The following is a 25,073-nucleotide window of genomic DNA, read 5'->3' as shown; positions in this document are numbered from 1 at the left end:
CCCGCCGATATGGACAGCCCCAATCCGCTGATGGCGGGCCTTCGCGGCCGCTGCCCGAACTGTGGAGAGGGGCGTCTGTTCCAAGGCTTCCTGACCGTAGCCCCCGCCTGCGAGCGGTGCGGCTACGATCTGGCCAAGGCGGACTCTGGAGACGGTCCCGCGGTCTTCGTGATCCTGATCGCGGGCTTCCTCTGCGCCTTCGCCCTGCTCTTCACAGAGCTGACGTTCTCGCCCCCGATCTGGGTGCACTTCGTCATCTTCCTTCCCCTGACGCTTGTCGTGTGCCTCGGCCTGCTGCGCCCGCTGAAAGGGCTCATGTTGGCGGCCCAGTTCGCCAACAAGGCATCGGAAGCCCGTCATGACTGATCGCGCCCGGCGCTTCCCGGTCGGCCTGACGGTCGCCACCGCGATCTCCCTCGCCATCCTGATCGGCCTCGGCAGCTGGCAGATGCAGCGCCTCCACTGGAAGGAAGCTCTGCTCGAACGCGTCGCCGCCCTGCAAGCGGCCCCCGCCACCAGCGGCGAAGCGGCGCTGGAGCGGATGGCCGCCGGCGCTGATCTCGATTTCGCCCGCATCCGGCTGGTGTGCCCGGGCCTCAGCAGCGCGCCCTTTCTCGAGCTGTATTCGGTCCGCGAGGGCAAGGCCGGCTCACGGTTGATCTCGGCCTGCCGCGTGGCCGGTGGGCGCTACCGGAGCATCCTCGTCGATCGCGGTTTCGTGCGCGACGACGTCTCGGCCCGCCCGCGGGTCAACGTCTCGGACCTGGTCCCCATCGAGGTGATCGGCGTGTTGCGCGTCCCGGAGGCCGGCAACCGCTTCAGCCCCGCCAACGACGCGGCCGGCAATCGCTGGTACGTCCGCGACGTCGCCGCCATGGCCCAGGCCCTGAAGGTCGACGCCCCGGCGCCCCTGTTCCTGATGGCCGAGACCTCGTCGAACCCCGACTGGCCGGCGCTCAATCCGGCTCCGCTGCCGGCGGAAATCTCCAACCGTCACCTCGAATACGCCCTGACCTGGTTCGGCCTTGCCGCCGCCCTGGTCGGCGTCTATGCCGCCATGCTCTGGCGCAAGTGGAAGTCCTGATGCGGTACGTCTCTACGCGGGGGCAGTCGCCCTCGGTCGGCTTTGTCGATGCGGTCCTGGCGGGCCTGGCCCCGGACGGCGGGCTCTATGTTCCGCAGGAGTGGCCGAGCTTCACGCGCGACGAGATCGCCGCCTTCGCCGGCCGGCCCTACGCCGAGGTCGCCACCGCTGTGCTCGCCAAGTTCGTCGGCGACGAGATCGACCGCGAGACGCTGGCCGAGATGTGCGCCGAGGCCTATGCCAGCTTCACCCACGCCGCCGTCGTGCCGGTGCGCCAGATCGCGCCGGGCGGCTTCATCGCCGAGCTGTTCCACGGCCCCAGCCTGGCCTTCAAGGACGTGGCGATGCAGCTGCTGGCCCGCCTGTCGGACCATGTCCTCGGAGAGCAGAAGCGCACCCAGACCATCCTCTGCGCCACGTCGGGCGACACCGGCGGCGCGGCGGTCGAGGCCTTCCGCGGCCGCGGCAACACCAAGATCGTCGTGATGTTCCCGGACGGCCGGATCTCCGAGGTCCAGCGCCGCTTCATGACCACCGCCGAGGAGGACAACGTCCGCTGCGTGGCGGTGGACGGCGACTTCGACGACTGTCAGGCGATCCTCAAGACCTCGCTGTCGGACGCTTCGCTCAAGCAGTCGGTGGGCCTGTCGGCGGTCAACTCGATCAACTTCGCCCGCATCGTCGCCCAGAGCGTCTACTACTTCACCGCCGCGGTGGCCCTGGGCGCCCCGCACCGCCCGGTGTCGTTCGCCGTGCCGTCGGGCAACTTCGGCGACGGCTTCGCCGGCTACGTCGCCAAGCGCATGGGCCTGACCATCGACCGCATCATCGTGGCGACCAACTCCAACGACATCCTGGCCCGCGCCTTCGAGGACGGCCGCTATGTCCGCGGCGTCACCGCCCCGACCCAGTCGCCGGCCATGGACATCCAGTCGGCCTCGAACTTCGAGCGCCTGTACTTCGAGTGCGTGCGCCGCGACGGCGTCGAGACCGCCCGCGCCTTCGCCGCCTTCGCCGAGACCGGCGGCGTCGACATTCCGCCGCAGGCGCTGGCCGCCATGCGCGAGACCTTCACCGGCGTGACGGTGGGCGAGGGCGACACCACCCGCACCATCGTCGCCACCCTGCGCGAGACCGGCGAACTGATCGATCCGCACACCGCCGTCGGCGTGTCGGGCATGCAGCGCGCCCGGGGCGTGACCACCGCGCCGATCGTGGTGCTGTCGACGGCCCACCCGGCCAAGTTCCCGGAAACGGTCGAGGCCGCCACCGGCGAGACCCCGGTGATGCCGCGCACCGCCGCGCATCTGGCCGGCAAGGCCGAACGTTTCGACCGCCTGCCGGCTGACGCCGAGACCATCAAGGCCTATGTCAGGGCCTTTGCGGAAGGCTGAGGCTCTGCCCAACATCCATACCCTGAAGAACGGGGTCCGGGTCGTCTGCGACCCGATCGCCGGTCTTGAGACCCTGGCGCTGTCGGTCGTCGCCGGCCGCGGCGCGCGTTCCGAGGACGAGGCCCGCTCGGGCTGGTCGCACCTGCTCGAACACATGGTGTTCAAGGGCGCGGGCGATCGTTCGGCCCGCGACATCGTCGAGGTGATCGAGGCCGAAGGCGGCCAGATCAACGCCGCCACCGGCTATGAGCGGACCAGCTTCCAGATCCGCGCGCTGAAGGGGGGGCTGGACCTCGGCAGCGCCGTGGTCGCCGACCTCGTGCAGCGCCCGACCATGGACGCCGGCGACCTCGCCCGCGAGATTCAGGTTGTCGGCCAGGAGATCGCCGAGGCCGCCGACACTCCAGACGACCATGTCTTCGAGATGGCCCAGGATGCGGCCTTCAACGGCCAGCCGCTGGGGCGCCCGATCCTCGGCACCGACGAGTCCATCGGCCGCGCCTCGCCAGCGACGCTGGCGGCCTGGCGCAGCGAGCTCTACGCCCCCGACGCCCTGGTCATCTGCGCGTCCGGGGCGGTCGACGAGGACGAACTGCTGGCCCTGGCCGAGCGCGACTTCGGCGGTGCGGCCGGGCAGGGCGCCAGCGAGCCGGCCCCGGCCGCTTTCGTCGGCGGCGTGCGGACCACGCCCAAGGCGCTGGAGCAGGCCAACCTCGTCTTCCTGCTGCCGGCCGTCGGGGTGCGCAGCGAGGCCTACTTCGCGCTGCGGCTCTATGCCGAGATCCTGGGCGGCGGCATGGCCTCGCGGCTGTTCCAGGAGGCGCGCGAGAAGCGCGGCCTAGCCTATGCGGTCGACGCCTATTCCGAGACCTATGCCGACACGGGCGTGCTGGGGATCTTCGCCGGCTGCGCGGCCAAGGACGCCGTCGAGTTGGCCAAGGTCGCGGCCGAGGAGATCAAGGGGATGGCCGCCGGCGTGCAGGGCGCTGAGCTGGCCCGCGCCAAGGCGCAGCTGAAGGCCTCGATGTTCATGGCGCGCGAGCAGCCGTTGTCGCGGGCCGAGCAAGCCGCCGCTCAGGTGCTGCTGTTCGACCGCACCCTGCCGCCAACCGAGTTGGCCGCGCAGATCGACGCCGTCGAGGCCGCCGACATCGCCCGCCTCGGCGCGCAGATGCTGGCCCCGGGCGCGGCGGCGGCGAGCATCCTTGGGCCCAAGGGCGCGATGAAGGCCGGAGAGGCCTTCCAGCGGGCGCTGTTCGGCTAGCGTTCGACAGCGTCAGGCCGCTTGACGGATTTCGCGCATCCCGCGACGTTCCGCGCATGGCCCTGTTGGACTGGATCGCGCCGGAAAGCGGCCTTCGCATCGAGGGAGACGGCGTGCGCCTGCGCCCGCCGCGGGCGGCCGACTTCGCCGAATGGCGCGAACTGCGGGCCCAGTCGAAGGAATTCCTGCAGCCGTGGGAGCCGACCTGGCCGGCCGACGACCTGACCCGTGCGGCCTTCCGCCGCAGGCTCACCGCCTATGCGCGTGATCGCGAGGCCGGGACGGCCTATCCGTTCTTCGTCTTCCGCACGAGCGACGACGCCCTGACCGGCGGCATCACGCTGTCCAACGTCCGGCGCGGCGTCGCCCAGATGGGATCGATCGGATACTGGTGCGGCCAACCCTTTGCGCGGCAAGGGCAAACGCTCGGCGCCGTGCGCGCCCTGACCGTCTTCGCCTTCCGCACCCTGGCCCTGCACCGTCTGGAAGCGGCCTGCCTGCCCAGCAACGAGCCCTCGCGGCGGCTTCTCAACCGTGCCGGGTTTCGGGAAGAAGGTCTCGCCCAGGCTTATCTGAAAATTAACGGCGTCTGGCGAGATCATGTGCTGTTCGGCCTTGTCTCCCCCTTGCGGGCGCACGAGGGCCCGGACGAAGGAGTGTCTGTTTAGCGCTCGGCTGTCGTGGGCCGATCCGCTCTGCGGCGCGTTGGCCAGAAATGTCTTGAGACGATGCCGAACGATCGTTGGAGCTGGGACGCAACCGCGACCTTGGAGGCGCTAGGCGCCGCCGATGTGGCCCTGTGGCTCTGGGAACCTGAAAAGGACCGCCTGCACCTGACCGGCGCCTCGCGCGCGCTGGGGCTGGGGCCGCTGGCGCCGGAATGCTCGTCCGCCGCCATGCGCGCGCTGGCCCTGCCGCCCGACCGGGCGCTGGCCGAGGACGTGCTGCGCGTCCAGGAGCCAGGCACCGAGATTTCCGTTCGTCTGCGCATGCGCGGCGGCGGCGTCTGCATCTGGCGCGGGGTCTGGCTGGAAGAGGGCCTGCGGGCCGCCGGCGTCGTTGCGCCCGAGGCGAAGTTCGCCGCCTCCGACCTCGACGGCCTGACCGGCCTGCTCGACCGCAAGAGTTTCGTCGCCCGCGCCCGCGAACGGCTGGCCCATCCCGGCCAGCACGAACTGGTGGTGGCCGACCTCGACCGCCTGCGCCGCCTGAACGAGGCGCTGGGCCACGAGCGCGCCGACCTGGTGCTGGCTGCGCTCGGCTCGCGCCTGGCCGCCGCCTTCCCGCCGCACGCGCTGCTGGCGCGGGTCGGAGAAGACGAATTCGCTGTGCTGACCCCGGTCAGCCAGATGCCCGCCGCCGAGACCCTGCGCCAGGCGCTGGAGCAGCCGCTGCGCGTCGCCGGTTTCGATATCCATCCGACCCTGTCGATCGGCGCCGTCGAGGCGACCGGAGGCGAGGACGCCCCGGAGGCCGCCGAACTGCTGCGGCGCGCCGAACTGGCCGTCGAGGCCGCCAAGAGCGGCGGCCGCGGCGGGGCGGCCGCCTATGGCCGCAGCCTGGAAAGCGACGGGCTTTCGCGCTTGGCGCTGGAAAGCGACCTGCGCGGGGCGCTGGGCCGCAACGAGATCGTGCCGTTCTATCAGCCGATCGTGCGGCTCTCGACCGGCGCGCTGTCCGGCTTCGAGGCCCTGGTCCGCTGGCGCCACCCGCGCCGCGGCCTGCTGACCCCTGACCAGTTCCTGCCGCTCTGCGAGGAGATGGGCCTGATGAGCGAGCTCGGCGCGCTGATGATGCGCCAGGCCGGTTCGCAGCTCGCCCGCTGGCGGCTCGACCACCGCGCCGCCGGCGAACTGACCGTGGCGGTGAACCTCTCGACCGGCGAAATCGACCGGCCCGACCTGATTTCCGACGTCCTGGACATCCGCCGCGAGACCGGGCTGCCGCCCGGCGCGCTGAAGCTGGAAGTCACCGAAGGCGACGTCATGCGCGATCCGGACCGCGCGGCGATCATCCTGCACAAATTGCGTGAGGCGGGCGCCGCCCTGGCGCTCGACGATTTCGGCACCGGCTTCTCGTCGCTCAGCTACCTGACCCGCCTGCCGTTCGACACCCTGAAGATCGACCGCTACTTCGTGCGCACCATGGCCACCAACGAGGGTTCGGCGAAGATCGTCTCGTCCGTGGTCAAGCTTGGCCAGGACCTGTCGCTCGAGGTCGTCGCCGAGGGCGTCGAGAACGCCCAGATGGCCCGCCAGCTGCTCTCGCTCGGCTGCGACTACGGCCAGGGCTTCGGTTACGCGCCGGCGCTCTCGCCGCAGGAAGCCGAAGTCTATCTCAACGAAAGCTATGTCGACGGCGCCGCGCCCGTGAAGGCGCGCGGCTAGGCGCGGCCGGCGGTCGAGGTCAGCAGGCTGGCGTCGACCCCGATCTTGGCCAGGGCGTTCGACCACTTGTGCGCATGGTCGCCGCCGAAGATCAGCGTCTCGTCGGGCTCGCAGGTCAGCCACACGTTCTCGCGCAGCTCGCGCTCCAGCTGGCCAGGACCCCAGCCGGCATAGCCGAGCGCCAGGGTGGACCTACGGGGCGGATCGCCGTGACCGGCGATCGCTTCCAGCACCTCGCGCGTGGCGGTGAGGGCGACGCCGTCGCCGACGTGCAGACTGTGGTCGCCGGCCATGTAGTCGTCGGTGTGCAGGACGAAGCCGCGCTCACGATCCACCGGCCCGCCCAGCAGCACGAGTTCGGGCGGAAGCTCGATGGTCGGCTTGACGTCGAGCCGACCCAGCAGGTCGGGCAGGGTCAGCCCCTCGACCGGCCGGTTCACGGCGATGCCCATGGCATGGCTCTCGTCGTGGGCGCAGATGAGCACCAAGGCGCGCTCGAAGCGCGGGTCGCCGATGCCGGGCATGGCGATCAGCATCTTGCCTGAAAGGAATTCGCCGTCTCCCATGCGTCGAATGTGACGCTGATCGCGGCGCTTTCAAGTCTTCGCGTTACACAAGGCCGTTGATGCCTGCGCCAAGCTCGCTATCTGGTGGGGCTGAGCTGATCAGGGAGACAGATCATGACCATCAAAGTCGGCGACAAGCTGCCCGCCGCCACCTTTTCCGCCGGGACCGCCGAAGGTCCCAAGCCGATGACGACGGACGAGATCTTCGCCGGCAAGAAGGTCGCGCTGTTCGCGGTGCCCGGCGCCTTCACGCCGACCTGCTCGGCCCGCCACCTGCCGGGCTTCAAGGATCACGCCGCCGACTTCAAGGCCAAGGGCGTCGACGCCATCGCCTGCGTGTCGGTCAACGACGCCTTCGTCATGAAGGCCTGGGGCGAAAGCCAGTCGGTGCTGGGCGACATCCTGATGCTGGGCGACGGCAACGGCGACTTCACCAAGGCCCTGGGCCTGGAGATGGACGGCTCGAAGTTCGGCATGGGCCTGCGCTCGCAACGCTACTCGATGATCGTCGAGGACGGCGTCGTGAAGGAGCTCAACGTCGAAGCTCCGGGCGAGTTCAAGGTCTCGGCCGCCGACTACATGCTGGCCCAGCTCTAGGGCCTCACGCCCCCAGAGCTTCCGCGCCGACGGCTTCGTAGTCGTCGGCGCCTTCCATGACCCCGGCGGCCAGGCCGGGAGCCTGGGCCAGGACCTGGCTTGCGAACACGCGGGCCAGGGCCGGCTTGCTCTTGCTCCAGGCGTCGTCGCCGCCCGCCACGGCCTGGGCCTGGCGCGCGAGAATCCAGCCGCCAATGACGTCGCCGGCCAGCTTCAGATAGGGCGTGGCGCCGGCCAGGGCGTTGGGCCCCTTGTTCTGCAGGACCCAGTCGGTGGCGCGTTCCAGCGCCGCCACCCCGGCCTCCAGATGCGCCGCCACGCCGCCGAGCGCCGGATCACCCTGCAGGGCCTGGGCCGTCTCGTGCATCTCGGCGCAGAGCGCGTCCATCACCGCGCCGTCCTGCATGGCGACCTTGCGGCCGATCAGGTCGATGGCCTGAATGCCGTTGGTGCCCTCGTAGATCGGGGCGATGCGGGCGTCGCGATAGTGCTGGGCCGCGCCGGTCTCCTCGATGAAGCCCATGCCGCCGTGCACCTGCACGCCCATCGAGGCGACCTCGACGCCGACGTCGGTCGACCAGGCCTTGGCGATCGGGGTCAGCAGCTCCTGGCGGGCCTTGGCGGTGGCGCGCTCGGCCTCGCTGGACGCCAGGCGGGCCTGGTCGGCCAGCACGCCGGTGGTCATGCAGATGCCGCGGGCGGCCTCGATCTTGGCCTTCATCAGCAGCAGCGAACGGCGCACGTCGGGGTGGCCGTAGAGCGGGGCGGGATACTCGGCCGACCAGACGGCGCGGCCCTGCTTGCGCTCCTGGGCGAAGGCCAGGGCCTGCTGGAAGGCGCGCTCGGCGATGCCGACGCCCTGGACCCCGACCTGCAGGCGGGCGGCGTTCATCATCACGAACATATGGGCGATGCCGTTGTTGATCTCGCCGACCAGCTCGGCCTTGGCGCCCTCGAACAGCATCACGCAGGTGGGCGAGCCGTGGATGCCCAGCTTGTGTTCGATCGAGCCGGCGCGCAGCTCGTTGGCGACGCCGAGCGAGCCGTCGTCGAGGACTTCGCGCTTGGTGGCCAGGAACAGCGAGATGCCCTTCACGCCGGGCGGGGAGTCGGGCAAGCGGGCCAGCACCAGGTGGCAGATGTTGTCGGCGGCGTCGTGGTCGCCCCAGGTGATGAAGATCTTCTGGCCGTAGAGGCGATAGCCGCCGTTCCCGTCGGGCTCGGCGCGGGTGGTTACGGCGGCGAGATCCGAGCCGGCCTGCGGCTCGGTGAGGTTCATCGTCCCGGTCCATTCGCCCGAGACCAGCTTGGGCAGCACCAGCGACTTCTGGCGTTCGGTGCCGTGCAGGTCGAGGGCCTCGATCGCGCCCTGGGTCAGCATCGGACAGAGGCCGAAGGCCATGTTCGAGGCATGGACCATCTCGAACACCGCCAGCTCCATGGCCTTGGTAAGGCCCTGGCCGCCGTGCTCGGGATCGGCCGACAGCGAGTTCCAGCCGCCGGCGACGAAGGCCTGGTAGGCGTCGGCGAAGCCGGGCGCGGCGATCACCGTGCCGTTCTCGTAGCGGGCGCCGACCTGGTCGCCCTTGCGGTTCAGCGGCGCGAGTTGCTCCTCGGTAAAGGCCCCGGCGGCGTCGAGCACGGCGGCGACCGTATCGTCATCGAGATCGGCAAAGGCGCCGGATACGAGTGCCGGGTGGCCGGCGATCCGCAGCGAGAGGGCGAGGTCACGGATGGGCGCGCGATAGGACATGCTGAACTCCGATATGTCAGGCGTTCTTTAGGGGAGGCGCGGCGGCGCTCCAAGCGCCAACGAGTTGCGAAATGCAAGTCTTTGGCCAGGTAAGGGGTTGAGCGGTGCTTTCCGGGTGTCGGGCGGCCCCGGCGGAGCGCCCAAGCGGCGCCGTTGCGGCGAGCGCAACGGTGCGTTGCGCGACGTGGTCCGGTTCGGGCCTAGCCAGAGGGGCCGCCCGGCCCATATGGGAATCTGGAACGCAACAGCGCCTTAGCGGCAGGTTTTCGCGGAGTCCTTCCACGAACCTGCCGGGCGGCGCCGGCGCGCTCGCAGTCGCGTCGAGTACGAGTAAGCTTCCATGTCCCAGCAGCGCAGTCATTACAGCGCCGTCGCCATCGTTCTGCACTGGCTGATCGCCGCGGCCATCGTGTTCCAGGTGATCATCGCCTGGCGGATGGGCGGCGGGCGGACGCCGGAAGGCTTCGCGCTCGTCCAGCTCCACAAGTCGATCGGGATCACGGTCCTGCTGCTCAGCCTGGCGCGGTTGGCCTGGCGGCTGACGCATCGGCCGCCGCCGCTGCCGGCCGGCATGGCGGCCTGGGAGAAGGCGTTGGCCAAGGTCGCGCACGTCGGGCTCTACGTGATCATGATCGGCCTGCCGATCACCGGTTGGATCATGGTCTCGGCGAGCCGGATCCAGGTGCCGACCCTGCTCTACGGTGTCGTCCCCTGGCCGCACGTGCCTGGGCTGGCGCACCTGGCCGAGCCGGCCAAGAGCGCCTGGCATGCGTTCGGCGAGACCGGGCACGAGGTGCTGGCCTGGGGCGCCTATGTCCTGGTGGCGCTGCACGTGGCCGGGGCGCTCAAGCACCAGCTCTTCAGCAAGGACGAGCCGGTGCTGGCGCACATGGCGCCTGGGACCAAGCCCGGCGCCTGGCTCGACCCGCGGCTGGTCGGCATCGTCGTCGCGGCCCTGGCGGTTATCGGCGCCGGCTACGCCGTGCGGCCCGCGCCGCCGGCCAGCAAGCCGCTGCCGCCCCCGCCGCCGGTCGTCGAAGAGACGCCGATCGAAGCGCCGCAAGCCGCCGCGCCGGTGGCGGTTGAAGCCGCGCCCACCGCCGAGACGCCGACTGAGGCGGCCGCGCCGTCGGCCTGGAAGGTCAATGCCGGCTCGACCCTGGGCTTCGCCACCTCGTGGAGCGGCTCGGCCATCGAGGGCCGCTTCGACCGTTGGAGCGCCGACATCCTCTTCAGCCCCGAGGCGCTCGACAAATCCAAGGTCAGCGTCAGCATCGACCTGGCCTCGGCCGTCTCGGGCGACAGCCAGCGCGACGAGTCCATGCAGGGCGCCGACTGGTTCGACACCGCCGGCCACGCCAAAGCGACCTTCACCGCGACCCGCTTCGAGAAGACCGGCGAGAACCGCTATGTCGCCCACGGGACGCTGACCCTGCGCGGGGTCGCGAGGCCGCAGCGGCTGCCGTTCACGCTCAAGATCGAGGGCGACAAGGCGCGCGTCAGCGGTGTAACGACCCTGGACCGCACGGCCTTTGGCGTCGGACAGGGCGAGTGGAAGAGCACCGATCAAATCCCGGCCGAGGTGAAGGTCAGCGTCAACCTGACGGCGACGCGGCGCTAGACGCCGCCGTCGCCGCGCTGCGCGCCGGCCAGCTGGTCATCCTGCCGACCGAGACGGTCTACGGGCTGGCGGGCGACGCCGGCGATCCGCAGGCCGTCGCCGCGATCTTCGAGGCCAAGGGTCGCCCGAGCTTCAACCCGCTGATCTCGCACGTCGCCGACCTGGCCGGCGCGGAGAGGATCGCGCTGTTCGACGACCGCGCCCGCGCCCTCGCCGAAGCGTTCTGGCCCGGCCCCCTGACCCTGGTGCTGCCGGTCGCCGACACCGGAGCGGTCAGCGACCTGGCCCGCGCCGGCCTCGACACCGTGGCGGTGCGCGCGCCGGCCCATCCGCTGGCCCGCGCGCTGCTGGCGCGGTTCGGCGGGCCGGTGGTGGCCCCCTCGGCCAACCGCTCGGGGCGGCCCAGCCCGACCAACTACGCCGACGCCATGGAGGAGACCGGCGACAAGGTCGCCGCCGCCCTCGACGGCGGCCCCTGCGAGGTCGGCCTGGAGTCGACGGTGGTCTCGCTGCTCGACCAGCCGCGGCTGCTGCGGCCCGGCTCGGTGACCCGCGCAGAGATCGAGGCGGTGATCGGCCCGCTGGCCGAGGCGGAGGGCGACGCCAAGCGCTCGCCCGGCCGGCTGGCCCGCCACTACTCGCCCAAGGCGCCGGTGCGCCTGAACGTCGCCCAGCCCGAGCCGGGGGAGGCGTACCTGGCCTTCGGTCCCGGCGAGCACCGCTGGAACCTCAGCCCGACCGGCGATCTGCGGCAGGCCGCCGCCCGGCTCTTCGCCTATCTGCGCGACGCCGACCGCACCGCGCCCGCCGCCATCGCCGTCGCCCCGATCCCGCACGAGGGGCTGGGCGAGGCCATCAACGACCGGCTGAAGCGGGCGGCGGGGTTCGTCGGGTAGGCAGGAGCGGTGCTTGCGGCGGACGCGCGTCGACCCTTAGATCCGGGCCACGCTGTTGCGCAGGCGTGCGCCATGCCAAGCGTCACCACAGATCGACTTCGACGTCCGGGCCCCTACTGGGTCAACCCGCCGACTTCGGGGAGAGCAGGAAGGCCAGCCCCCGCAGAACCGCCTGCTCCAGCCGTTCGGCCGAATCCACGTCCTCCTGCATGTGGACGCTGAGTGCGATGCCCCGCCCCAGCACCCAGAACACTCGGGCGATGTCCTCGACCCGATCAGGCGGGGCCCTATCGTCGCCGAGCAATGAGCTCTGGAACACCTCGAACGCCCTCTGCTCAGCTTCCCGCACTGCGAGGTTCGGCTCCATTTGCATGAGGGCGTAGAGGTGCGGCCGTCGGCGGATGAACGTCAGCAACGCGGCCGAAGCAGCGTCGATCCGGCGCGAAAACTTGCCGCTCGCCATGGACCGCTCGATCGTTTGGGCGAGGTCCCGCCAACCCTCGATCGCCACCGCCGCCAGCAAGGCCTCCTTGTTGGCGAAGTGGTAGTAGAGGCTCGCGACTCCGCTGCCGACCTCCGCGGCGACGAGCCTCAACTGCAAGGCGTCGCCCCGCCCTTGTCGACCAGGCGGCGCGCGGCGTCCAATGTGCGCCGGCGCAACGTTCCGGGGCTTGCGATCGCCAAGCGCGTCATCTCATGCCGTCCCTAGTAGACAGCCGAGACCATGGACGATGACCCTCGCTGCTGCCAGCCTCAGTGGCGGGTCGGCAGCACCACGGTCATGTCTTCGTAGCCCTTCACGAAGGTCGAGTAGCTGCGCTTCGGCTCGGCCTGCAGCTGGATGTCGGGGAAGCGCTTGAGGATCTCTTCCCAGATGATGGTCAGCTGCAGCTCGGCTAGCCGGTTGCCCACGCAGCGGTGGATGCCGAACCCGAACGACATGTGCTGGCGCGGCCGGGCGCGGTCGACGATGTAGCTGTTGGGGTTCTCGATCACTCGCTCGTCGCGATTTCCCGAGACGTACCACATGACCACCTTGTCGCCTTCGCGGATGGTCTTGCCGCCCATCTCGAAGTCCTGGGTGGCGGTGCGCGACATGTGGGCCAGCGGCGTCTGCCAGCGGATCGTCTCGGAGACCATCGAGGTGATCAGGCCGTGGTCGGCGCGCAGCTTGGCGTACTGGTCCGGGTTCTGGTTGAGGGCGTAGACCGAGCCGCTGATCGTGTTCCGCGTGGTGTCGTTGCCGCCGATGATGAGCAGGCCGACATTGGCGTGGAACTCGGCCATGGTCATGTTCCGGGTCTCCTCGCCGTGCGCCAGCATCGAGATCAGGTCGCCGGCCGGTTCGGCGTTCACCCGCTGGTTCCACAACTCGGTGAAGTAGCCGAAGCACTCATTCATGGTCGTGCGCAGGTCCTGCAGGCTGGCCGCGCCGCCGGGATAGCCGGGCGGCGTGGTCATGGCGTCGGACCAGCGGGTCAGGTTGCGGCGCTCCTCGAACGGGAAGTCGAACAGGGTCGCGAGCGTCATGGTGGTGAGCTCCTTCGACACCAGGTCGACCCAATCGAAAGCCTCGCCGACCGGCAGCGAGTCGAGGATCAGCCCGGCCCGCTCGCGGATCTGCGGGGCCATGATGGTCAGGGCGTGCGGCGACAGGGCCGGACTGACGGTCTTGCGCTGCACGTCGTGGCGCGGGGGATCCATGGCGATGAAGTTGGTGGCGGTGTTGTTCGGGTCGCGGAAGCCTTGGGCCGCCTTCGGGGTCAGCGAGATGCCTTTGGCCGACGAGAACACCTGGTGGTTGGAATCCACCGACATGATGTCGTTGTAGCGGGTGATCGACCAATAGGGCCCGTAGTTGCTGTCGGGCGTGAAGTGGACCGGCGACTCATCGCGTAGGCGCTGGAAGATCGGCCACATGGAGTCGTCGCGAAACAACGAGGCGCGGGCCGGATTCAGCTCCTCCAGCGGCGCCTCGTAGGCGGCCTTGTGCGCGGCGGCGCGCTTGTCCTTCAGGATGTCCGCGGTTCCGTCAGCCATGGCTGTTCCCTCGCCCTTAAACGCCCACTGTCGGGGCGACGACTGATCCGACCCTTTCGAACAAGGTTCCACAAGGTCTCAGGAAGCGCCTGATCCCAAGGCGTGCCTCTCAGGTGTTTCCCAGCCGGACGTGAGGGCGCGGCGGGATAGGCGCGGGGCGGCGGGGGCCGAAGCTGGCGGCGATGTCGCAGAACCGCCGCTTCCGCCTGGGCCGGCTCGCCAAGCTGCTGCTGTGGGCGGCGGGGGCGGTCGCGCTGCTGGCCGCGGCGGCGGTGGCCGCCTATGTCTGGAAAGGCTCGCACCCCTCGTTCCTGGGAGAGGAGCCGCGCGCGGCGCACGCCAAGTTCATGGCCTCGGGGCTGACGCTGCACACCCCGCCCGGCGCCGGCCCGTTCCCGACCGTGCTGCTCATCCCCGGCTGCGGCGGCATCAGCAACGGCCGGGGGCCCAATCCGATCATGGACGAGTATGCGCGCTCGGCGCTGCAGGCCGGCTGGGCGGCGGCGATCCTCGACAGCTATGGCCCGCGCGGCTGGGATCCGGAGTGGGCGCGGCGGCGGGTCTGCGCCGGGGCGCGGCTGCAGGGGCTGTTCCGGACCGCCGACATCCTGGCCGGGCTGGACCTGTTGGCGAAGGACCCGCGCGTCGACCATCGCCACGTGCGCGTCGCCGGCTGGAGCCATGGCGGCTGGGCGCTCGGCGACCTGGTCACCCTGCATGGCGATGAGGACTTCCAGCGGACCATGGCCGGGGTCGAGGCGATCCGCCTGACCTATCCGTTCTGCGCGCCGCCGGCCCGCGGCGGTCGCCGCGACTGGACCTGGAGCGGCGGGGTCGACCTGGTGATGGCCGAGCGCGACGTCGTCCAGCCGCCGGCCGGCTGCACGCGGCTGGTCGAGCGGGCCAAAGCGGCCGGGGCCAAGGTCGAGGTCATGGTGGTTCCCGGCGTCACCCACGCCTTCGACGAGCGGGTCCAGAGCGCGGACTCGGCCTTCCGCTTCGATCCCGCCGCCACCGCCAAGGTCCACCAGCAGTTCATCGGCTGGCTGCAGACCCCGGCGCGCTAGGGCGGCTGCGCCTTACTCCGCGTAGACCGCCCGCTCGAAGGCCTCGAAGGCGGCCAGCATGCCGGGGTCGGCGAAGGGCAGGAACTGGCCGCAGAGCATGCCGGCCACGCCGCTGGCCGGGTCGGCCCAGTAGTAGCAGTTGGCCAGGCCCCCCCAGGCGAGGCTGCCGGCGCGGCGCATGCCGGGAACGTCGGCCTCGTTGCGCAGGAAGCCCAGCGTCCAGGTCTTGGGCGTGCCGGGCATCGGCCGGAAGTCCAGGCTGATCGGCGCCATGGCGGTGGTGAGGTCGCCGGCCGGGATGGCGCTGTCGGCCTCGCGCAGCCAGGCGAGCGTCCTGGGTCCCAGCACCCCGCCGCCGTCCTCGGCGAGCACGGCGCGGAGGAACTTGAGGTAGTCGGGCGCGGTGGAGCGCAGGCCGCCGCCGCCATAGTAGATCGGCGACGACGGCAGGTGCGGCGCGGGGATGAAGGCGCCGTCGGGGCCGTGGTGGTGCATGCCGGCCGCGCGGGCCTCGAGCTGCGGCGTGGCGACGAAGGCGGTGTCGCGCATGCCGAGCGGGCCGGTGAGGTGCTGGGCGACATAGGCGTCGAGGCCCTGGCCGGTCGCCTGTTCGACCAGCCAGCCCACCGCGTCGAGGCCGATGCCGTACTGCCAGCCCTCGCCCGGGTCGAAGGCCAGCACCGGGGCCGCCGGGGCGCTCTCCATCAGGCTGCCGCCGACCTGGGCGTAGTAGCGGGCGAGGTCGGCGTGGAAGAAGTCGTAGGCCAGGCCCGAGGTGTGGGTCAGCAAGCGGCGCAGGGTCAGCGGGGTGCGGGCCGCTCGCAGGCGTGGCGCGCCGTCGGGACCGAAGCCCTCCAGCACCTGCGGCGCGGCGAGATTGGGCAGCCGCTCGCCGACCGGCGCGTCGAGATCGAGCACCCCGCGCTCGACCAGCTGCAGCGCTGCGGCCGAGGTGATCGCCTTGGTGCAGGAGGCGATCCAGAAGGTGTCGTCGGGCGCCATCGGCGTCGGGTCCGCCGCGCCGCGCACGCCGGCGGCGAAGTAGCTGTCGGCGCCGTCGGCGCGGGCGACGGCGGCGGTCAGGCCTGGGGCCGCGCCCTTGGCCACGGCGTCGTCGAGCAGCGCCTGAATCGTCTGCGAACCCATGCTTCCTCCCCGGCCTCTCGTGAGGCTCTCGTCGTCCGCCAGCGGGGCCCATGAACGGGGGGCTGTCAACGGTCGGCTGCGCCGGCGTTGACCGCCGGTCGGCGACTTCGTAGCGTTCGTGCATGTCGACAATTGCGTGACCCTGGCGCCGCGTCGCGGCGCCGCCAGCCTTCGTCGCGACCCGCACAAGCTGCGGCCGCATTGCTGCGTCACGTCTGTTGAAAGACATCCCCGTTGAAAACGATATCTCCGCGCATCGAACCCGAGCGTCCCGGCGACGCGCCCGCCATCAGCCGCCTCACCACCACGGCGTTCGCGCCGATGCCGTTCAGCGACGGCGACGAGGCCCGCGTGATCGAGGCCCTGCGCGAGGCCGGGGCCTTGACCCTCTCGCTCGTGGCCCTGACCGACGACGGGGAGCTGGCCGGCCATGTCGCCTTCTCGCCGGTGCGGATCGAGGGGCGGCCGGGCGACTGGTACGGGCTGGGGCCGGTCTCGGTCGCGCCGGGGCTGCAGAAGCGCGGCGTCGGCGGCGCCCTGATCCTGGAGGGCTTGGATCGCCTAAGGGCGATGAACGCCGGAGGCTGCGTGCTGCTGGGGGATCCGAACTACTACCGGCGCTTCGGGTTCGCGAGCGATCCCGCGCTGACCTATCAGGGCAAGCCCAACCGGTACTTCCAGCACCTGGTTCTGAAAGGGCCGGCGCGGACGGGAGATGTCAGCTTCCACCCCGCGTTCGATCCGCCGTGAAACTTCAGGCGGCGCAATGCGCCGCCAGGGCGCGCAGCGCCGCAGCGCCGTCGCCGCGGAACGACGAGCCATGCATCAGGGCCAGGGTCGCCGGCTCCAGGTCGGCGAGGCGGTGAAGCACGGCGCCGGTGTTGGGGGCCATGGACATCGCGTGGAACATGGCCTCCATCGCGATCGCCGGCCCGGCGACATCGCTTTCGGTGAGCGGCGGTCCATCGCCGCCATGGGTCAGCAAGTCGCCGCAGAACAGCGTGGCGCCGGTCTCCTCGTAGAAGAGGCCCGCCTCCCAGCCGTGCGGCACGTGGGGCGTATCCATCCAGCGCAGGCGCTTGCCGCCGAGGTCGAGCGCCTCACCGTCCGCCAGCGGCCGGGGCGCGCGATCGGCGAGGTCGTTCAGCGAGACCATGCACGCGGTCTGGCCGTGGACCACCTCGGCGTTCGGAGCGGCGGCCAGCCAGTCGTTCAGCGCGCCGCACTCGTCGGCCTCGACATGGCCGAATCCCAGATACCGAATTCGCGCCAATGGCGTCACGCGCTCCACGGCGGCGGCGATCGAGGCGTGCATTGCCCGATGCCCGAGATGAAACAGCATCGGCGCGTCGGCCATGATCAGGAACTGGTTGAAGGTGAACGGCTCGGGGCCGACGCCGCTCACCGCGGTCGAAAAGCGGTAGATGTTGTCAGCGATCTCGAACGTCTTCGTTTCGGTCATATCGCGCGCCTTTGCCGCGAACCCTTACAGACGAGGGGGCGAGCGACAAGCGAAAGGGCCGGTCTTGCAACCATGCCTTGCTGTCTGCGCCCAGCCGCCCCGATAGCGGGCGGCCCGTCGAGATTTTAGGTTCAAGGGCGCGGGGCGGGGGCCTAGGGTCGCGGCATGACCGTTTCCGTGCCCGCCGACGTGATCTCCCGCCTCAAGGCCGTGCTCGGCGAGGGCGGCTGGAGCCAGGACCCCGAGCGGCTGGCGCCCAAGCTGGTCGAGTGGCGCGACCGCTGGCAGGGGAACACGCCGTTCCTGGCGCTGCCGAAGACCACGGCCGAGGTCGCCGCGGTGATCGGCGTCTGTGCGGAGTCGGGGACGCCGGTGGTGCCGCAGGGCGGCAATACCGGCCTGGTCGGCGGCCAGATCCCGCTGGGCGAAATCCTGCTCTCGACCGAGCGGATGCGGGCGATCCGCGACATCGACGCCTTCGACGACGTGCTGGTGGCCGAGGCCGGCGTGACCTTGCAGGCCGCGCACGAGGCGGCGCTGGAGAAGCGGCGGCGCTTCCCGCTGGACATCGCCTCGCAGGGGACGGCGACGATCGGCGGCATCATCTCGACCAACGCCGGCGGCACCGCGGTGCTGCGCTATGGCAACACCCGGGACCTGGTGCTGGGGCTGGAGGCGGTGCTGCCGAACGGCGAGATCTGGAACGGGCTCAAGCGCCTGCGCAAGGACAACACCGGCTATGACCTCAAGCAGCTGCTGATCGGCGCCGAGGGCACCTTGGGCGTCGTCACCGCGGCCAGTCTGAAGCTGTTCCCGGTGCTGGTGTCGCGCGCCACCGCGATCGCCGCGGTCGACAATCCGGAGGCGGCGATTCAGCTGCTGGCGCGGGCCAAGGACGAGGCCGGCGGGGCGGTCGAGGCGTTCGAGCTGATGGGCCGGCGCGGCGTCGACTTCGTGCTGAAGAACATCCCGAACCAGCGCGATCCGCTGAGCGCCGTCCATCCGTGGTACGTGCTGATCGAGATCGCCTCGGGCGAGCCGGGCGCGGCCGAGGCCGCGATGGAGCGGCTGCTGGGCGCGGCGCTGGAGGACGGGCTGGTGCGCGACGCCGCCGTCGCCCAGAGCCAGGCCCAGGCGCAGGCGTTCTGGTCGGTGCGCGAGAACCAGTCGCCGGGCCAGAAGCCGGAAGGCGCGACCTGGAAGCACGACGTCTCGGTGCCGGTCAGCCGGGTGGCCGACTTTCTCAACCAGACGACGGCTCGGATGGAGGCGCTGGTTCCCGGCGCGCGGGTCACCGCCTTCGGCCACGTCGGCGACGGCAACATCCACTACGACGTGATCCGCCCGGATGGCGGCGACGACGCGGCGCATTCGGCGCTGCGCGGCGAAGGCTCGCGCATCGTCCACGACATCGTCGCCTCGATGGGCGGGTCGATCTCGGCCGAGCATGGGCTGGGATCGATGAAGACCGAGGAGGCGAGGCGCTACAAGTCGCCGGTCGAGGTTGCGGCGCTCTCGGCGATCCGGCTAAGCCTGGACCCGAAGCGGATCATGAATCCGCGAGTCCATTTCTGAGTCCCCATGCTGATCGTCATCTCCCCCGCCAAGGCGCTCGACTTCACGCGACCGGACGGCGCCGCGCCGATGACGACGCCGCAGATGGCCGACGACATCGCCGAGCTGAGCATCACGGCCAAGAAGCTGAAGGTCTCGGACCTGAAGAAGATGATGGACCTGTCGGACAAGCTGGCCGAGCTGAACCGGGAGCGGTTCGCCGCCTTCGATCCGGCGATGGAGGACGGCCTGCAGGCGGCGTTCGCGTTCAACGGCGACGTCTATTCCGGGCTGAAGGCGCGCGAGCTGAACAAGAAGGGCCTGAACTACGCCCAGAAGCACCTGCGCATCCTATCGGGGCTGTACGGGGTGCTGCGGCCGCTCGACGCCATCCAGCCCTACCGCCTGGAGATGGGCGTGCGGATCAAGACCAAGCGCGGCGCCAGCCTCTACGACTTCTGGGGCGACAAGATCTCGGCAGCGCTGAACGAGGCCGGGCGCGGACACAAGGACCCGACCCTGGTGAACTGCGCCAGCCAGGAATATTTCGGCGCGGTCGACCGCGCGGCGATCAAGCTGCCGGTGGTGACGGCCAAGTTCTTCGAGGAGAAGGACGGCTCGTCGAAGATCATCTCGTTCTACGCCAAGAAGGCGCGCGGCCTGATGGCGCGCTACGCCATCGACCACGGCGTCGAGAAGGCCGAGGATCTGAAGGCCTTCGACAGCGAGGGCTACCGCTTCCAGAAGAGCGCCTCGAGCGACACCGAATGGGTGTTCTCGCGGCCACAGCCTCCGCCGCCGTCAGCGGCCAAAAAGCAGAAGGATTGATCGGATGGCCGTGGACTATGGGCTGCAGGGCCATGTGGCCGTCATCACTGGCTCCACCAGCGGCATCGGCCAGGCGCTCGCCGCCGCGCTGGCCGAGCAGGGGGTGAACGTCATCCTCAACGGCTTCGGCGACCCGGCCAAGATCGAGGCCGACCGCGCCGCGCTGCAGGCGCGGACCAACGCGGCGATCCGCTACCACGGCGCGGACATGACCAAGCCGGACGAGATCACCGACCTGATCGACTATGCGGTGCGCGAGTTTGGCCGGCTGGACATCCTGGTCAACAACGCCGGCATCCAGCATGTCGCCCCGGTCGACGAGTTTCCGCCCGAGAAGTGGGACGCGCTGATCGCGATCATCCTCTCCTCGACCTTCCACGCCAGCCGCGCGGCGATCCCGATCATGAAGGCGCAGGGCCGCGGGCGGATCGTCAATATCGCCTCGGCTCACGGGCTGGTCGCCTCGCCGTTCAAGGCCCCCTACGTGGCGGCCAAGCATGGCGTGGTCGGCTTCACCAAGGGGCTCGGCGTCGAGCTGGCGCGGACCGGCATCACCGCCAACGCCATCTGCCCGGGCTATGTGAAGACGCCGCTGATCGAGGCGCAGATCGTCGACCAGGCCAAGACCCGCGGCATTCCCGAGGACCGGGTGATGGAGGACGTGATCCTGGCCGCGCAGCCGACCAAGAAGTTCGTCGAGTACGAACACCTGGCCGGGATGCTGCTCTACCTGGTGTCGGACATGGGCGCCTCGGCGACCGGCGCGGCAATGGTCGTCGACGGCGGCTGGACGGCGACCTAGCGGCCGCCGCCCCCCGACGGGCGCTACTTCTTGAAGGTCAGTTCGCGGGCGGTGAGGCCGCCGCGCAGCACGCGGACCTGTTCGCGCGAGACCGCGGCCTGGTTGCTCTTGGTGACGCTGCCGAAGGCCTTGGCCATGACCGCCTCGCCCTCTTCGAGGCTGCGGTCGAACACGGCCATGTTCTTGTATTGGATCATCAGGATGACGTCGGCCTCGCCGTCGCGCGGCGAGTCGATCGCCAGCACGCGGTAGTCGAGGACGTCGCCGCGGGCCTTCTCGGCCTCCTGGATGTTGCGCCAGGTCGAGTTCAGGTAGGACATGTAGTCATCGAACATGCCGGCCTTGGTCTCGATGTAGGAAATCTGCCAGACCGGGCCGAGATCGTAGGTCCTGGGCGCGTTCTGGGCCATGGCCGAGCCAGCCATCGCCAAGGCCAGAGCGGCCGAAACAAGCATCGTCTTCACGCGAACTCTCCCTCTATGTTTCGCGCGAAGCCCGCGCGAGCGGGAGCATGCTCTGCTGTAACTGAAAGAACAACGTTACTCAGGTTGTGGCGACCTGCGCAGCGTCCACAGCACCCAGACCGAGACCGGCAGGTTGACCAGCACGGCGGTGATCGCGCCGGGGGCGTAGCCGCCGGACGCCCAGGCCGCCGTCAGGTGCGGCACCGGCACGTTGAGCAGCAGAACCACGGCCACGGCCCGAAGGGTGAAGATCTTGCCGGAGGTCGAGACGCCGGTCGCCGCCCAGGCCGCCAAGGCGCCCACCGCCAGGGTCAGGAACGTCAGGGCCAGCGCGAACACCGCCGGCTCCGGCCGCCACCAGGTGACGCCATAGGCGTCGAGCATGGCCGCGACCCGGTCGCGGAGCAGGGCGTAGGCCAATCCCTCCTCGAGATTGTGCAGGGCGAGGGCGGCGATCAGGGCCAGCCCGGCGGTCCGGCGGGCGCCCATCCTAGCCGCCGCTGCGGGGCCCGAAGTCCGGGCTGAAGCGGATGTTGTCCTTGGCCAGGCCGTCGATGACCACCTGGGCGCCGCCGCTCTTGATCATCCATTCCAGGCGGTGGTCGCGGTACTCGCGCTTGAACAGGCCCTGGCGGACCAGCTCGGCGACGTTGGGCATGGTCGCGGCGCGCGACGAGGCGGCGGCCTCCTCGGCGGTGCGCGCGACCGAGCTGCGGGCGTTGGCGCGCTCCAGCCAGGCGGCCAGGCGCGTGCCCTTGTCGGGCGGCAGGCCGTGGCCGACCGAGCCGTTGAGATAGGGCGCGACGGCCAGGTCGCCCCAGCCGAACGCCTCGCCGTTGAACCAGGTGCGGTCGGCGAGTTCGCCCTCCAGCCAGGCGAACCACCGGCGGGTCTGGGCGGCGGCCCGCGCCAGCAGGGTGCGTTCAAGCTCACCCTCGGCGCGCCGGAACCAGCGGATCTCCGACAGGCCCCAGTTGATCGCCTCGAAGTGGGTGTCCATCGCCTCTTCCAGCATCCGCACGCGGGCGCGTTCGGCCGGCGTCGCCGGCAGCAGCGGCGGGTCGGGCCAACGGTCCTCGACGTATTCGAGGATGATGGTCGAGTCGAAGATGCGGACCTCGCCGTCGACCAGGGCCGGGACCTCGGCGCGGGGATTGGCCTCCAGGAACTCGCCCGCCGCGCCGCCGGCCCCGAGGCCTCCGGGCGTCAGGGTCTCGAACGGCTGGCCCTTCTCGCGCAGGGCGATCTTGACCTTCTGGGCGTAGGGCGAAAGCGGGTGGTCGTAGAGCTTCAGCATGGCGCGGCTCCCTCCAGCGGCATGATCGAGCCGCGCTTGCGCCGCGGAAGTCAACAGGGGCGCCTTGACGGCGCCCGCGGAAGGCCGCTCCTTGTGGTCCAACAAACGTTTGAAAAACCAGGGAGGCGTGCGTGGCCTACAAACCTTTCGACCTGACCGGCAAGGTGGCGCTGGTCACCGGCGGCAACGGCGGCATCGGCTTCGGCATGGTCGAGGCCATGGCCCAGGCCGGCGCCGACATCGTCATCTGGGGCTCGAACCCCGGCAAGAACGCCGACGCGGCCGAAAAGCTGAAGGCGACCGGCGTGCGGGTGCTGACCCAGGTGGTCAACGTCGCTGACGAGGAAGCGGTGCGCGCCGGCATGGTCGAGGCGGTGAGCAAGATGGGCCGGGTCGACACCGTGGTCGCCAACGCCGGCATCGGCGGCGGCGCCAAGTCGTTCGCCGAGTTCGACACCGCCACCTATCGCAAGGTGCTGTCGGTCAATCTGGACGGGGTGTTCTTCACCTTCCGCGAGGCCTGCAAGCACATGGTCGAGCGTGCGGGCCAGGGCGACCACGGCGGCTCGCTGGTGGCGATCTCGTCGTTGTCGGCGCTCGACGGCGCGGCGCGCAACGAAGCCTATGCGGCGACCAAGGGCGCGCTGATCCCGATGATCCGCGCCATCGCCGTCGAGCACGCCCGCTACGGCGTGCGGGCCAACTGCATCCTGCCCGGCTGGATCGCCACCGACATGACGGCCGGCGCGCAGGACAACGACAAGTTCAACGACAACGTCATCAAGCGGGTGCCGATGCGCCGCTGGGGCAAGCCGGCCGACTTCGGCGGCATGGCGGTCTATTTCGCCTCGGACGCCTCGGCCTTCCACACCGGCGACTCGGTGCTGATCGACGGCGGCTACGCGATCTTCTGATGAAAGATCCTCCCCTCTTGGGGGAGGTGGCGCGCGAAGCGCGACGGAGGGGGACTGCTCTCAATGAGAGTCAAAGTCCCCCTCAGTCAGCCATGCGGCTGACAGCCCCCCAGCGGGGGAGCATCGACTTTGAAGTCCTGTCTAACGTCGGGTCATAGTTTCCATGGCGGCCGCCCGGCGCCATCCTCCCGGCCATAAAATTCGGGAGGATTTCGATGAGCCTGCATACTCCGCTTTGCGATCTTCTGGGTGTGAAGCACCCGATCATGCTGGCCGGGATGGGCGGCGTCTCCTACGCCGAGCTGGTGGCCGCGGTGTCCAACGCCGGCGGCTATGGCGTGCTGGGCATGGCCGGCCGCACGCCCGACTTCATCCGCGACGAGATGCGCAAGGTCAAAAGCCTGACTGACAAGCCGTTCGGGGTCGACCTGCTGGCCGCCTCGCCGGAGAGCCTGACGGCCTCGGTCGAGATCATCATCGAGGAGGGCGCCTCGTCCTTCGTCGCCGGGCTCGGCGTGCCGATGCCGATCATGGAGAAGCTCAAGAAGGCCGGCCTCAAGGTCATGGTGGTCTGTGGCGCGGTGAAGCACGCGGTGAAGGCCGAGCAGGCCGGCTGCGACGCGGTCATCTGCCAGGGCGGCGAGGGCGGCGGCCACACCGGCCTGGTCGGCACCATGCCGCTGGTGGCGCAAGCGGTCGAGGCCGTGAAGATCCCGGTGGTGGCGGCCGGCGGCCTCTATGACGGCCGTGGTCTGGCCGCGGCCCTGACCCTGGGCGCGACGGGCGTCTGGATGGGCACGCGGTTCATCGCCTCGCAGGAAGCCCATGCCGGCGAGATGTACCGCCAGGCGATCCTGGAAGCGGCCGACGAGGACACCATCCGCACCCGCTCGTATTCCGGCAAGCCGATGCGGGTGAAGAAGAACCCCTATGTCGAGGAGTGGGAGACCCGCCCGCAGGACATCCAGCCGTTTCCGATGCAGGCGATGCTGTCGACCCGCGAGGGCGTGATGGGCGGCATCGGCGGCCAGCTCGAGGGCCTGGACCCCGACCGCTCGTGCTTCGCCATGGGTCAGTCGGCCGGCGGTGTGCACGAGGTGCTGCCCGCGGCCACGATCGTCGCCAACCTGATCAAGGAAGCCGAGGCGGCCATCGACCGCACGGCCAAGCTGCGCGCCGGCGTGCCGGCCTAGCAGCCAAAGAAAAGAGCCCGCCCCCGGGGCTGGCGGGGACGGGCTCGGCGTTGCGGCGGAAGGGGTGTGCGCCTTCCGCCGGCGTTCCGGACGTTACGCTGCGACCTTGGCCGCAATCTGGGCCAGGTGGCGGCCTTGGTAGCGCGCGCCGTCCAGTTCGTTGGCGCTGGGCTGGCGCGAGCCGTCCCCCGCGGTGATGGTCGAGGCACCGTACGGGCTGCCGCCGGTGATCTCGTCCAGCTTCATCTGGCCGGCCCAGGCGTAGGGCAGGCCGACGATCACCATGCCGTGGTGCAGCAGCTGGGTGATGGTCGAGATGATGGTGGTCTCCTGGCCGCCGTGCTGGGTGGCGGTCGAGGTGAAGACGCCGCCGACCTTGCCGACCAGGGCGCCCTTGGCCCAGAGGCCGCCGGTCTGATCCCAGAACGCGGCCATCTGCGAGGCCATGCGGCCGTAGCGGGTGCCGACGCCGACGATGATCGCGTCGTAATTGGCCAGGTCGTCGACCGTGGCGACCGGCGCTTCCTGGTCGAGCTTGTAGCCCGAGGCCTTGGCCAGCTCGTCCGAGACGGTTTCGGGCACGCGCTTGATGTCGACGGTCGCGCCGGCCTCACGGGCGCCTTCGGCGACGGCCTTGGCCATGGTTTCGATGTGGCCGTAGGTCGAGTGGTAGAGCACGAGGACTTTGGTCATCGGGGTTCCTGGCTTTTGGTATGAGAAAAGGGGCGGCCCGGACGGGGGAGC

Annotated in this window: 26 protein-coding genes; 16 read left to right on the top strand and 10 right to left on the bottom strand. The window is 70.3% G+C overall.

Going from position 1 to position 25,073, the window contains the following annotated elements; translation table 11 throughout:
• Window positions 1-9 precede the first annotated feature (9 nt).
• The 6 genes from ACSQ2H_RS18180 to ACSQ2H_RS18155 are packed head-to-tail and all read left to right on the top strand — an operon-like array spanning window position 10 to window position 6,129.
• The gene (locus ACSQ2H_RS18180; protein ID WP_436062787.1) at window positions 10-366 is read left to right on the top strand and encodes a DUF983 domain-containing protein; all 357 of its coding nucleotides are present in this window, start codon (window positions 10-12) and stop codon (window positions 364-366) included.
• Entirely contained in the window at window positions 359-1,084 is a 726-nt protein-coding gene (locus tag ACSQ2H_RS18175) for an SURF1 family protein (protein ID WP_436062786.1), read from the top strand. The genes ACSQ2H_RS18180 and ACSQ2H_RS18175 overlap by 8 nt, the downstream gene beginning before the upstream one ends.
• Complete coding sequence (gene thrC, locus ACSQ2H_RS18170; protein WP_436062785.1) at window positions 1,084-2,478, top strand: threonine synthase; 1,395 nt, start codon at window positions 1,084-1,086, stop codon at window positions 2,476-2,478. The genes ACSQ2H_RS18175 and thrC overlap by 1 nt, the downstream gene beginning before the upstream one ends.
• Window positions 2,453-3,742, top strand: a complete 1,290-nt coding sequence (locus ACSQ2H_RS18165; protein ID WP_436062784.1) for a M16 family metallopeptidase — start codon at window positions 2,453-2,455, stop codon at window positions 3,740-3,742. Before thrC ends, ACSQ2H_RS18165 begins: the two co-directional genes overlap by 26 nt.
• A 56-nt stretch (window positions 3,743-3,798) precedes the next feature.
• A complete protein-coding gene (locus ACSQ2H_RS18160; protein WP_436062783.1) occupies window positions 3,799-4,410 on the top strand; it encodes a GNAT family N-acetyltransferase in 612 nt (203 codons plus the stop codon).
• 60 nt (window positions 4,411-4,470) lie between these two features.
• On the top strand, window positions 4,471-6,129 hold the full coding sequence (locus ACSQ2H_RS18155) for a putative bifunctional diguanylate cyclase/phosphodiesterase (protein ID WP_436062782.1): 1,659 nt from the start codon (window positions 4,471-4,473) through the stop codon (window positions 6,127-6,129).
• Here the strand turns inward: ACSQ2H_RS18155 and ACSQ2H_RS18150 are convergent.
• The gene (locus tag ACSQ2H_RS18150) at window positions 6,126-6,695 is read right to left on the bottom strand and encodes a YqgE/AlgH family protein (protein ID WP_436062781.1); all 570 of its coding nucleotides are present in this window, start codon (window positions 6,693-6,695) and stop codon (window positions 6,126-6,128) included. The genes ACSQ2H_RS18155 and ACSQ2H_RS18150 overlap by 4 nt on opposite strands.
• 114 nt (window positions 6,696-6,809) lie before the next feature.
• Between ACSQ2H_RS18150 and ACSQ2H_RS18145 the strand changes: the two genes are divergently transcribed.
• Entirely contained in the window at window positions 6,810-7,292 is a 483-nt protein-coding gene (locus ACSQ2H_RS18145; protein WP_183771992.1) for a peroxiredoxin, read from the top strand.
• Window positions 7,293-7,296: 4 nt separating this feature from the next.
• Here the strand turns inward: ACSQ2H_RS18145 and ACSQ2H_RS18140 are convergent, their stop codons facing one another.
• Window positions 7,297-9,045, bottom strand: a complete 1,749-nt coding sequence (locus tag ACSQ2H_RS18140) for an acyl-CoA dehydrogenase (RefSeq protein ID WP_436062780.1) — start codon at window positions 9,043-9,045, stop codon at window positions 7,297-7,299.
• Window positions 9,046-9,385: 340 nt separating this feature from the next.
• Between ACSQ2H_RS18140 and ACSQ2H_RS18135 the strand changes: the two genes are divergently transcribed.
• Both ACSQ2H_RS18135 and ACSQ2H_RS18130 read left to right on the top strand, forming a co-directional pair.
• Complete coding sequence (locus ACSQ2H_RS18135) at window positions 9,386-10,666, top strand: YceI family protein (protein WP_436062779.1); 1,281 nt, start codon at window positions 9,386-9,388, stop codon at window positions 10,664-10,666.
• A complete protein-coding gene (locus ACSQ2H_RS18130; protein WP_436062778.1) occupies window positions 10,597-11,562 on the top strand; it encodes an L-threonylcarbamoyladenylate synthase in 966 nt (321 codons plus the stop codon). Before ACSQ2H_RS18135 ends, ACSQ2H_RS18130 begins: the two co-directional genes overlap by 70 nt.
• Before the next feature lie 121 nt (window positions 11,563-11,683).
• Here ACSQ2H_RS18130 and ACSQ2H_RS18125 read toward each other — a convergent pair whose 3' ends face one another.
• Together ACSQ2H_RS18125 and ACSQ2H_RS18120 are read right to left on the bottom strand one after the other, a co-directional pair.
• Entirely contained in the window at window positions 11,684-12,163 is a 480-nt protein-coding gene (locus tag ACSQ2H_RS18125) for a TetR/AcrR family transcriptional regulator (protein ID WP_436062777.1), read from the bottom strand.
• Window positions 12,164-12,315: 152 nt separating this feature from the next.
• The gene (locus tag ACSQ2H_RS18120) at window positions 12,316-13,602 is read right to left on the bottom strand and encodes a cytochrome P450 (RefSeq protein WP_436062776.1); all 1,287 of its coding nucleotides are present in this window, start codon (window positions 13,600-13,602) and stop codon (window positions 12,316-12,318) included.
• A 182-nt stretch (window positions 13,603-13,784) separates the two neighbouring features.
• On the opposite strand from ACSQ2H_RS18120, the gene ACSQ2H_RS18115 reads away from it, so the two are divergent.
• The gene (locus ACSQ2H_RS18115; RefSeq protein ID WP_436062775.1) at window positions 13,785-14,669 is read left to right on the top strand and encodes a dienelactone hydrolase family protein; all 885 of its coding nucleotides are present in this window, start codon (window positions 13,785-13,787) and stop codon (window positions 14,667-14,669) included.
• Between the two features lie 12 nt (window positions 14,670-14,681).
• Here the strand turns inward: ACSQ2H_RS18115 and ACSQ2H_RS18110 are convergent, their stop codons facing one another.
• A complete protein-coding gene (locus tag ACSQ2H_RS18110; protein WP_436062774.1) occupies window positions 14,682-15,815 on the bottom strand; it encodes a serine hydrolase domain-containing protein in 1,134 nt (377 codons plus the stop codon).
• A gap of 234 nt (window positions 15,816-16,049) precedes the next feature.
• On the opposite strand from ACSQ2H_RS18110, the gene ACSQ2H_RS18105 reads away from it, so the two are divergent.
• Complete coding sequence (locus ACSQ2H_RS18105) at window positions 16,050-16,565, top strand: GNAT family N-acetyltransferase (RefSeq protein ID WP_436062773.1); 516 nt, start codon at window positions 16,050-16,052, stop codon at window positions 16,563-16,565.
• A gap of 4 nt (window positions 16,566-16,569) precedes the next feature.
• Here the strand turns inward: ACSQ2H_RS18105 and ACSQ2H_RS18100 are convergent, their stop codons facing one another.
• Window positions 16,570-17,277, bottom strand: coding sequence for an MBL fold metallo-hydrolase (locus tag ACSQ2H_RS18100; protein ID WP_436062772.1), 708 nt, complete (start codon window positions 17,275-17,277; stop codon window positions 16,570-16,572).
• Window positions 17,278-17,442: 165 nt separating this feature from the next.
• On the opposite strand from ACSQ2H_RS18100, the gene ACSQ2H_RS18095 reads away from it, so the two are divergent.
• The 3 genes from ACSQ2H_RS18095 to ACSQ2H_RS18085 are packed head-to-tail and all read left to right on the top strand — an operon-like array spanning window position 17,443 to window position 20,461.
• Window positions 17,443-18,852 (top strand): FAD-binding oxidoreductase, encoded by a 1,410-nt coding sequence (locus ACSQ2H_RS18095; protein WP_436062771.1) that lies wholly within the window; start codon window positions 17,443-17,445, stop codon window positions 18,850-18,852.
• A gap of 6 nt (window positions 18,853-18,858) precedes the next feature.
• Window positions 18,859-19,659: a peroxide stress protein YaaA gene (gene yaaA / locus ACSQ2H_RS18090; RefSeq protein WP_436062770.1), complete on the top strand. Its 801-nt coding sequence runs from the start codon at window positions 18,859-18,861 to the stop codon at window positions 19,657-19,659.
• 4 nt (window positions 19,660-19,663) lie between these two features.
• On the top strand, window positions 19,664-20,461 hold the full coding sequence (locus ACSQ2H_RS18085) for a 3-hydroxybutyrate dehydrogenase (RefSeq protein WP_436062769.1): 798 nt from the start codon (window positions 19,664-19,666) through the stop codon (window positions 20,459-20,461).
• Between the two features lie 23 nt (window positions 20,462-20,484).
• Here ACSQ2H_RS18085 and ACSQ2H_RS18080 read toward each other — a convergent pair whose 3' ends face one another.
• The 3 genes from ACSQ2H_RS18080 to ACSQ2H_RS18070 form a co-directional block, all read right to left on the bottom strand.
• Window positions 20,485-20,925, bottom strand: a complete 441-nt coding sequence (locus tag ACSQ2H_RS18080; protein WP_436062768.1) for a hypothetical protein — start codon at window positions 20,923-20,925, stop codon at window positions 20,485-20,487.
• Between the two features lie 75 nt (window positions 20,926-21,000).
• Window positions 21,001-21,414 (bottom strand): HXXEE domain-containing protein, encoded by a 414-nt coding sequence (locus tag ACSQ2H_RS18075; protein WP_436062767.1) that lies wholly within the window; start codon window positions 21,412-21,414, stop codon window positions 21,001-21,003.
• A 1-nt stretch (window position 21,415) separates the two neighbouring features.
• Window positions 21,416-22,222 (bottom strand): glutathione S-transferase family protein, encoded by an 807-nt coding sequence (locus ACSQ2H_RS18070; protein WP_436062766.1) that lies wholly within the window; start codon window positions 22,220-22,222, stop codon window positions 21,416-21,418.
• 131 nt (window positions 22,223-22,353) lie between these two features.
• Here ACSQ2H_RS18070 and ACSQ2H_RS18065 point away from each other — a divergent pair, with 131 nt between their 5' ends.
• Together ACSQ2H_RS18065 and ACSQ2H_RS18060 are read left to right on the top strand one after the other, a co-directional pair.
• Window positions 22,354-23,136 (top strand): SDR family NAD(P)-dependent oxidoreductase, encoded by a 783-nt coding sequence (locus tag ACSQ2H_RS18065; protein WP_436062765.1) that lies wholly within the window; start codon window positions 22,354-22,356, stop codon window positions 23,134-23,136.
• Window positions 23,137-23,351: 215 nt separating this feature from the next.
• Window positions 23,352-24,329, top strand: coding sequence for an NAD(P)H-dependent flavin oxidoreductase (locus tag ACSQ2H_RS18060; protein ID WP_293404157.1), 978 nt, complete (start codon window positions 23,352-23,354; stop codon window positions 24,327-24,329).
• Between the two features lie 93 nt (window positions 24,330-24,422).
• Here ACSQ2H_RS18060 and wrbA read toward each other — a convergent pair whose 3' ends face one another.
• Window positions 24,423-25,022 carry an NAD(P)H:quinone oxidoreductase gene (gene wrbA / locus ACSQ2H_RS18055; RefSeq protein ID WP_436062764.1) on the bottom strand — a complete coding sequence of 200 codons (600 nt, stop codon included), beginning with the start codon at window positions 25,020-25,022 and terminating at the stop codon, window positions 24,423-24,425.
• Window positions 25,023-25,073 lie beyond the last annotated feature (51 nt).

Source organism: Phenylobacterium sp. LjRoot97, assembly GCF_964254345.1.
Classification (GTDB): domain Bacteria; phylum Pseudomonadota; class Alphaproteobacteria; order Caulobacterales; family Caulobacteraceae; genus Phenylobacterium.
The sequence above is the reverse complement of the archived record's forward strand: the minus strand, read 5'-3'. Positions and strand labels throughout refer to the sequence as shown.

What these genes read in the sequence shown, in the direction of transcription:
- ACSQ2H_RS18180 (WP_436062787.1), top strand. Translation starts at nt 10, where the DNA reads ATGGACAGCCCCAATCCGCTGATGGCGGGCCTTCGCGGCCGCTGCCCG.
- ACSQ2H_RS18175 (WP_436062786.1), top strand. Translation starts at nt 359, where the DNA reads ATGACTGATCGCGCCCGGCGCTTCCCGGTCGGCCTGACGGTCGCCACC.
- thrC (WP_436062785.1), top strand. Translation starts at nt 1,084, where the DNA reads ATGCGGTACGTCTCTACGCGGGGGCAGTCGCCCTCGGTCGGCTTTGTC.
- ACSQ2H_RS18165 (WP_436062784.1), top strand. Translation starts at nt 2,453, where the DNA reads ATGTCAGGGCCTTTGCGGAAGGCTGAGGCTCTGCCCAACATCCATACC.
- ACSQ2H_RS18160 (WP_436062783.1), top strand. Translation starts at nt 3,799, where the DNA reads ATGGCCCTGTTGGACTGGATCGCGCCGGAAAGCGGCCTTCGCATCGAG.
- ACSQ2H_RS18155 (WP_436062782.1), top strand. Translation starts at nt 4,471, where the DNA reads ATGCCGAACGATCGTTGGAGCTGGGACGCAACCGCGACCTTGGAGGCG.
- ACSQ2H_RS18150 (WP_436062781.1), bottom strand. Translation starts at nt 6,695, where the DNA reads ATGGGAGACGGCGAATTCCTTTCAGGCAAGATGCTGATCGCCATGCCC.
- ACSQ2H_RS18145 (WP_183771992.1), top strand. Translation starts at nt 6,810, where the DNA reads ATGACCATCAAAGTCGGCGACAAGCTGCCCGCCGCCACCTTTTCCGCC.
- ACSQ2H_RS18140 (WP_436062780.1), bottom strand. Translation starts at nt 9,045, where the DNA reads ATGTCCTATCGCGCGCCCATCCGTGACCTCGCCCTCTCGCTGCGGATC.
- ACSQ2H_RS18135 (WP_436062779.1), top strand. Translation starts at nt 9,386, where the DNA reads ATGTCCCAGCAGCGCAGTCATTACAGCGCCGTCGCCATCGTTCTGCAC.
- ACSQ2H_RS18120 (WP_436062776.1), bottom strand. Translation starts at nt 13,602, where the DNA reads ATGGCTGACGGAACCGCGGACATCCTGAAGGACAAGCGCGCCGCCGCG.
- ACSQ2H_RS18115 (WP_436062775.1), top strand. Translation starts at nt 13,785, where the DNA reads ATGTCGCAGAACCGCCGCTTCCGCCTGGGCCGGCTCGCCAAGCTGCTG.
- ACSQ2H_RS18110 (WP_436062774.1), bottom strand. Translation starts at nt 15,815, where the DNA reads ATGGGTTCGCAGACGATTCAGGCGCTGCTCGACGACGCCGTGGCCAAG.
- ACSQ2H_RS18100 (WP_436062772.1), bottom strand. Translation starts at nt 17,277, where the DNA reads ATGACCGAAACGAAGACGTTCGAGATCGCTGACAACATCTACCGCTTT.
- ACSQ2H_RS18095 (WP_436062771.1), top strand. Translation starts at nt 17,443, where the DNA reads ATGACCGTTTCCGTGCCCGCCGACGTGATCTCCCGCCTCAAGGCCGTG.
- yaaA (WP_436062770.1), top strand. Translation starts at nt 18,859, where the DNA reads ATGCTGATCGTCATCTCCCCCGCCAAGGCGCTCGACTTCACGCGACCG.
- ACSQ2H_RS18085 (WP_436062769.1), top strand. Translation starts at nt 19,664, where the DNA reads ATGGCCGTGGACTATGGGCTGCAGGGCCATGTGGCCGTCATCACTGGC.
- ACSQ2H_RS18075 (WP_436062767.1), bottom strand. Translation starts at nt 21,414, where the DNA reads ATGGGCGCCCGCCGGACCGCCGGGCTGGCCCTGATCGCCGCCCTCGCC.
- ACSQ2H_RS18070 (WP_436062766.1), bottom strand. Translation starts at nt 22,222, where the DNA reads ATGCTGAAGCTCTACGACCACCCGCTTTCGCCCTACGCCCAGAAGGTC.
- ACSQ2H_RS18060 (WP_293404157.1), top strand. Translation starts at nt 23,352, where the DNA reads ATGAGCCTGCATACTCCGCTTTGCGATCTTCTGGGTGTGAAGCACCCG.
- wrbA (WP_436062764.1), bottom strand. Translation starts at nt 25,022, where the DNA reads ATGACCAAAGTCCTCGTGCTCTACCACTCGACCTACGGCCACATCGAA.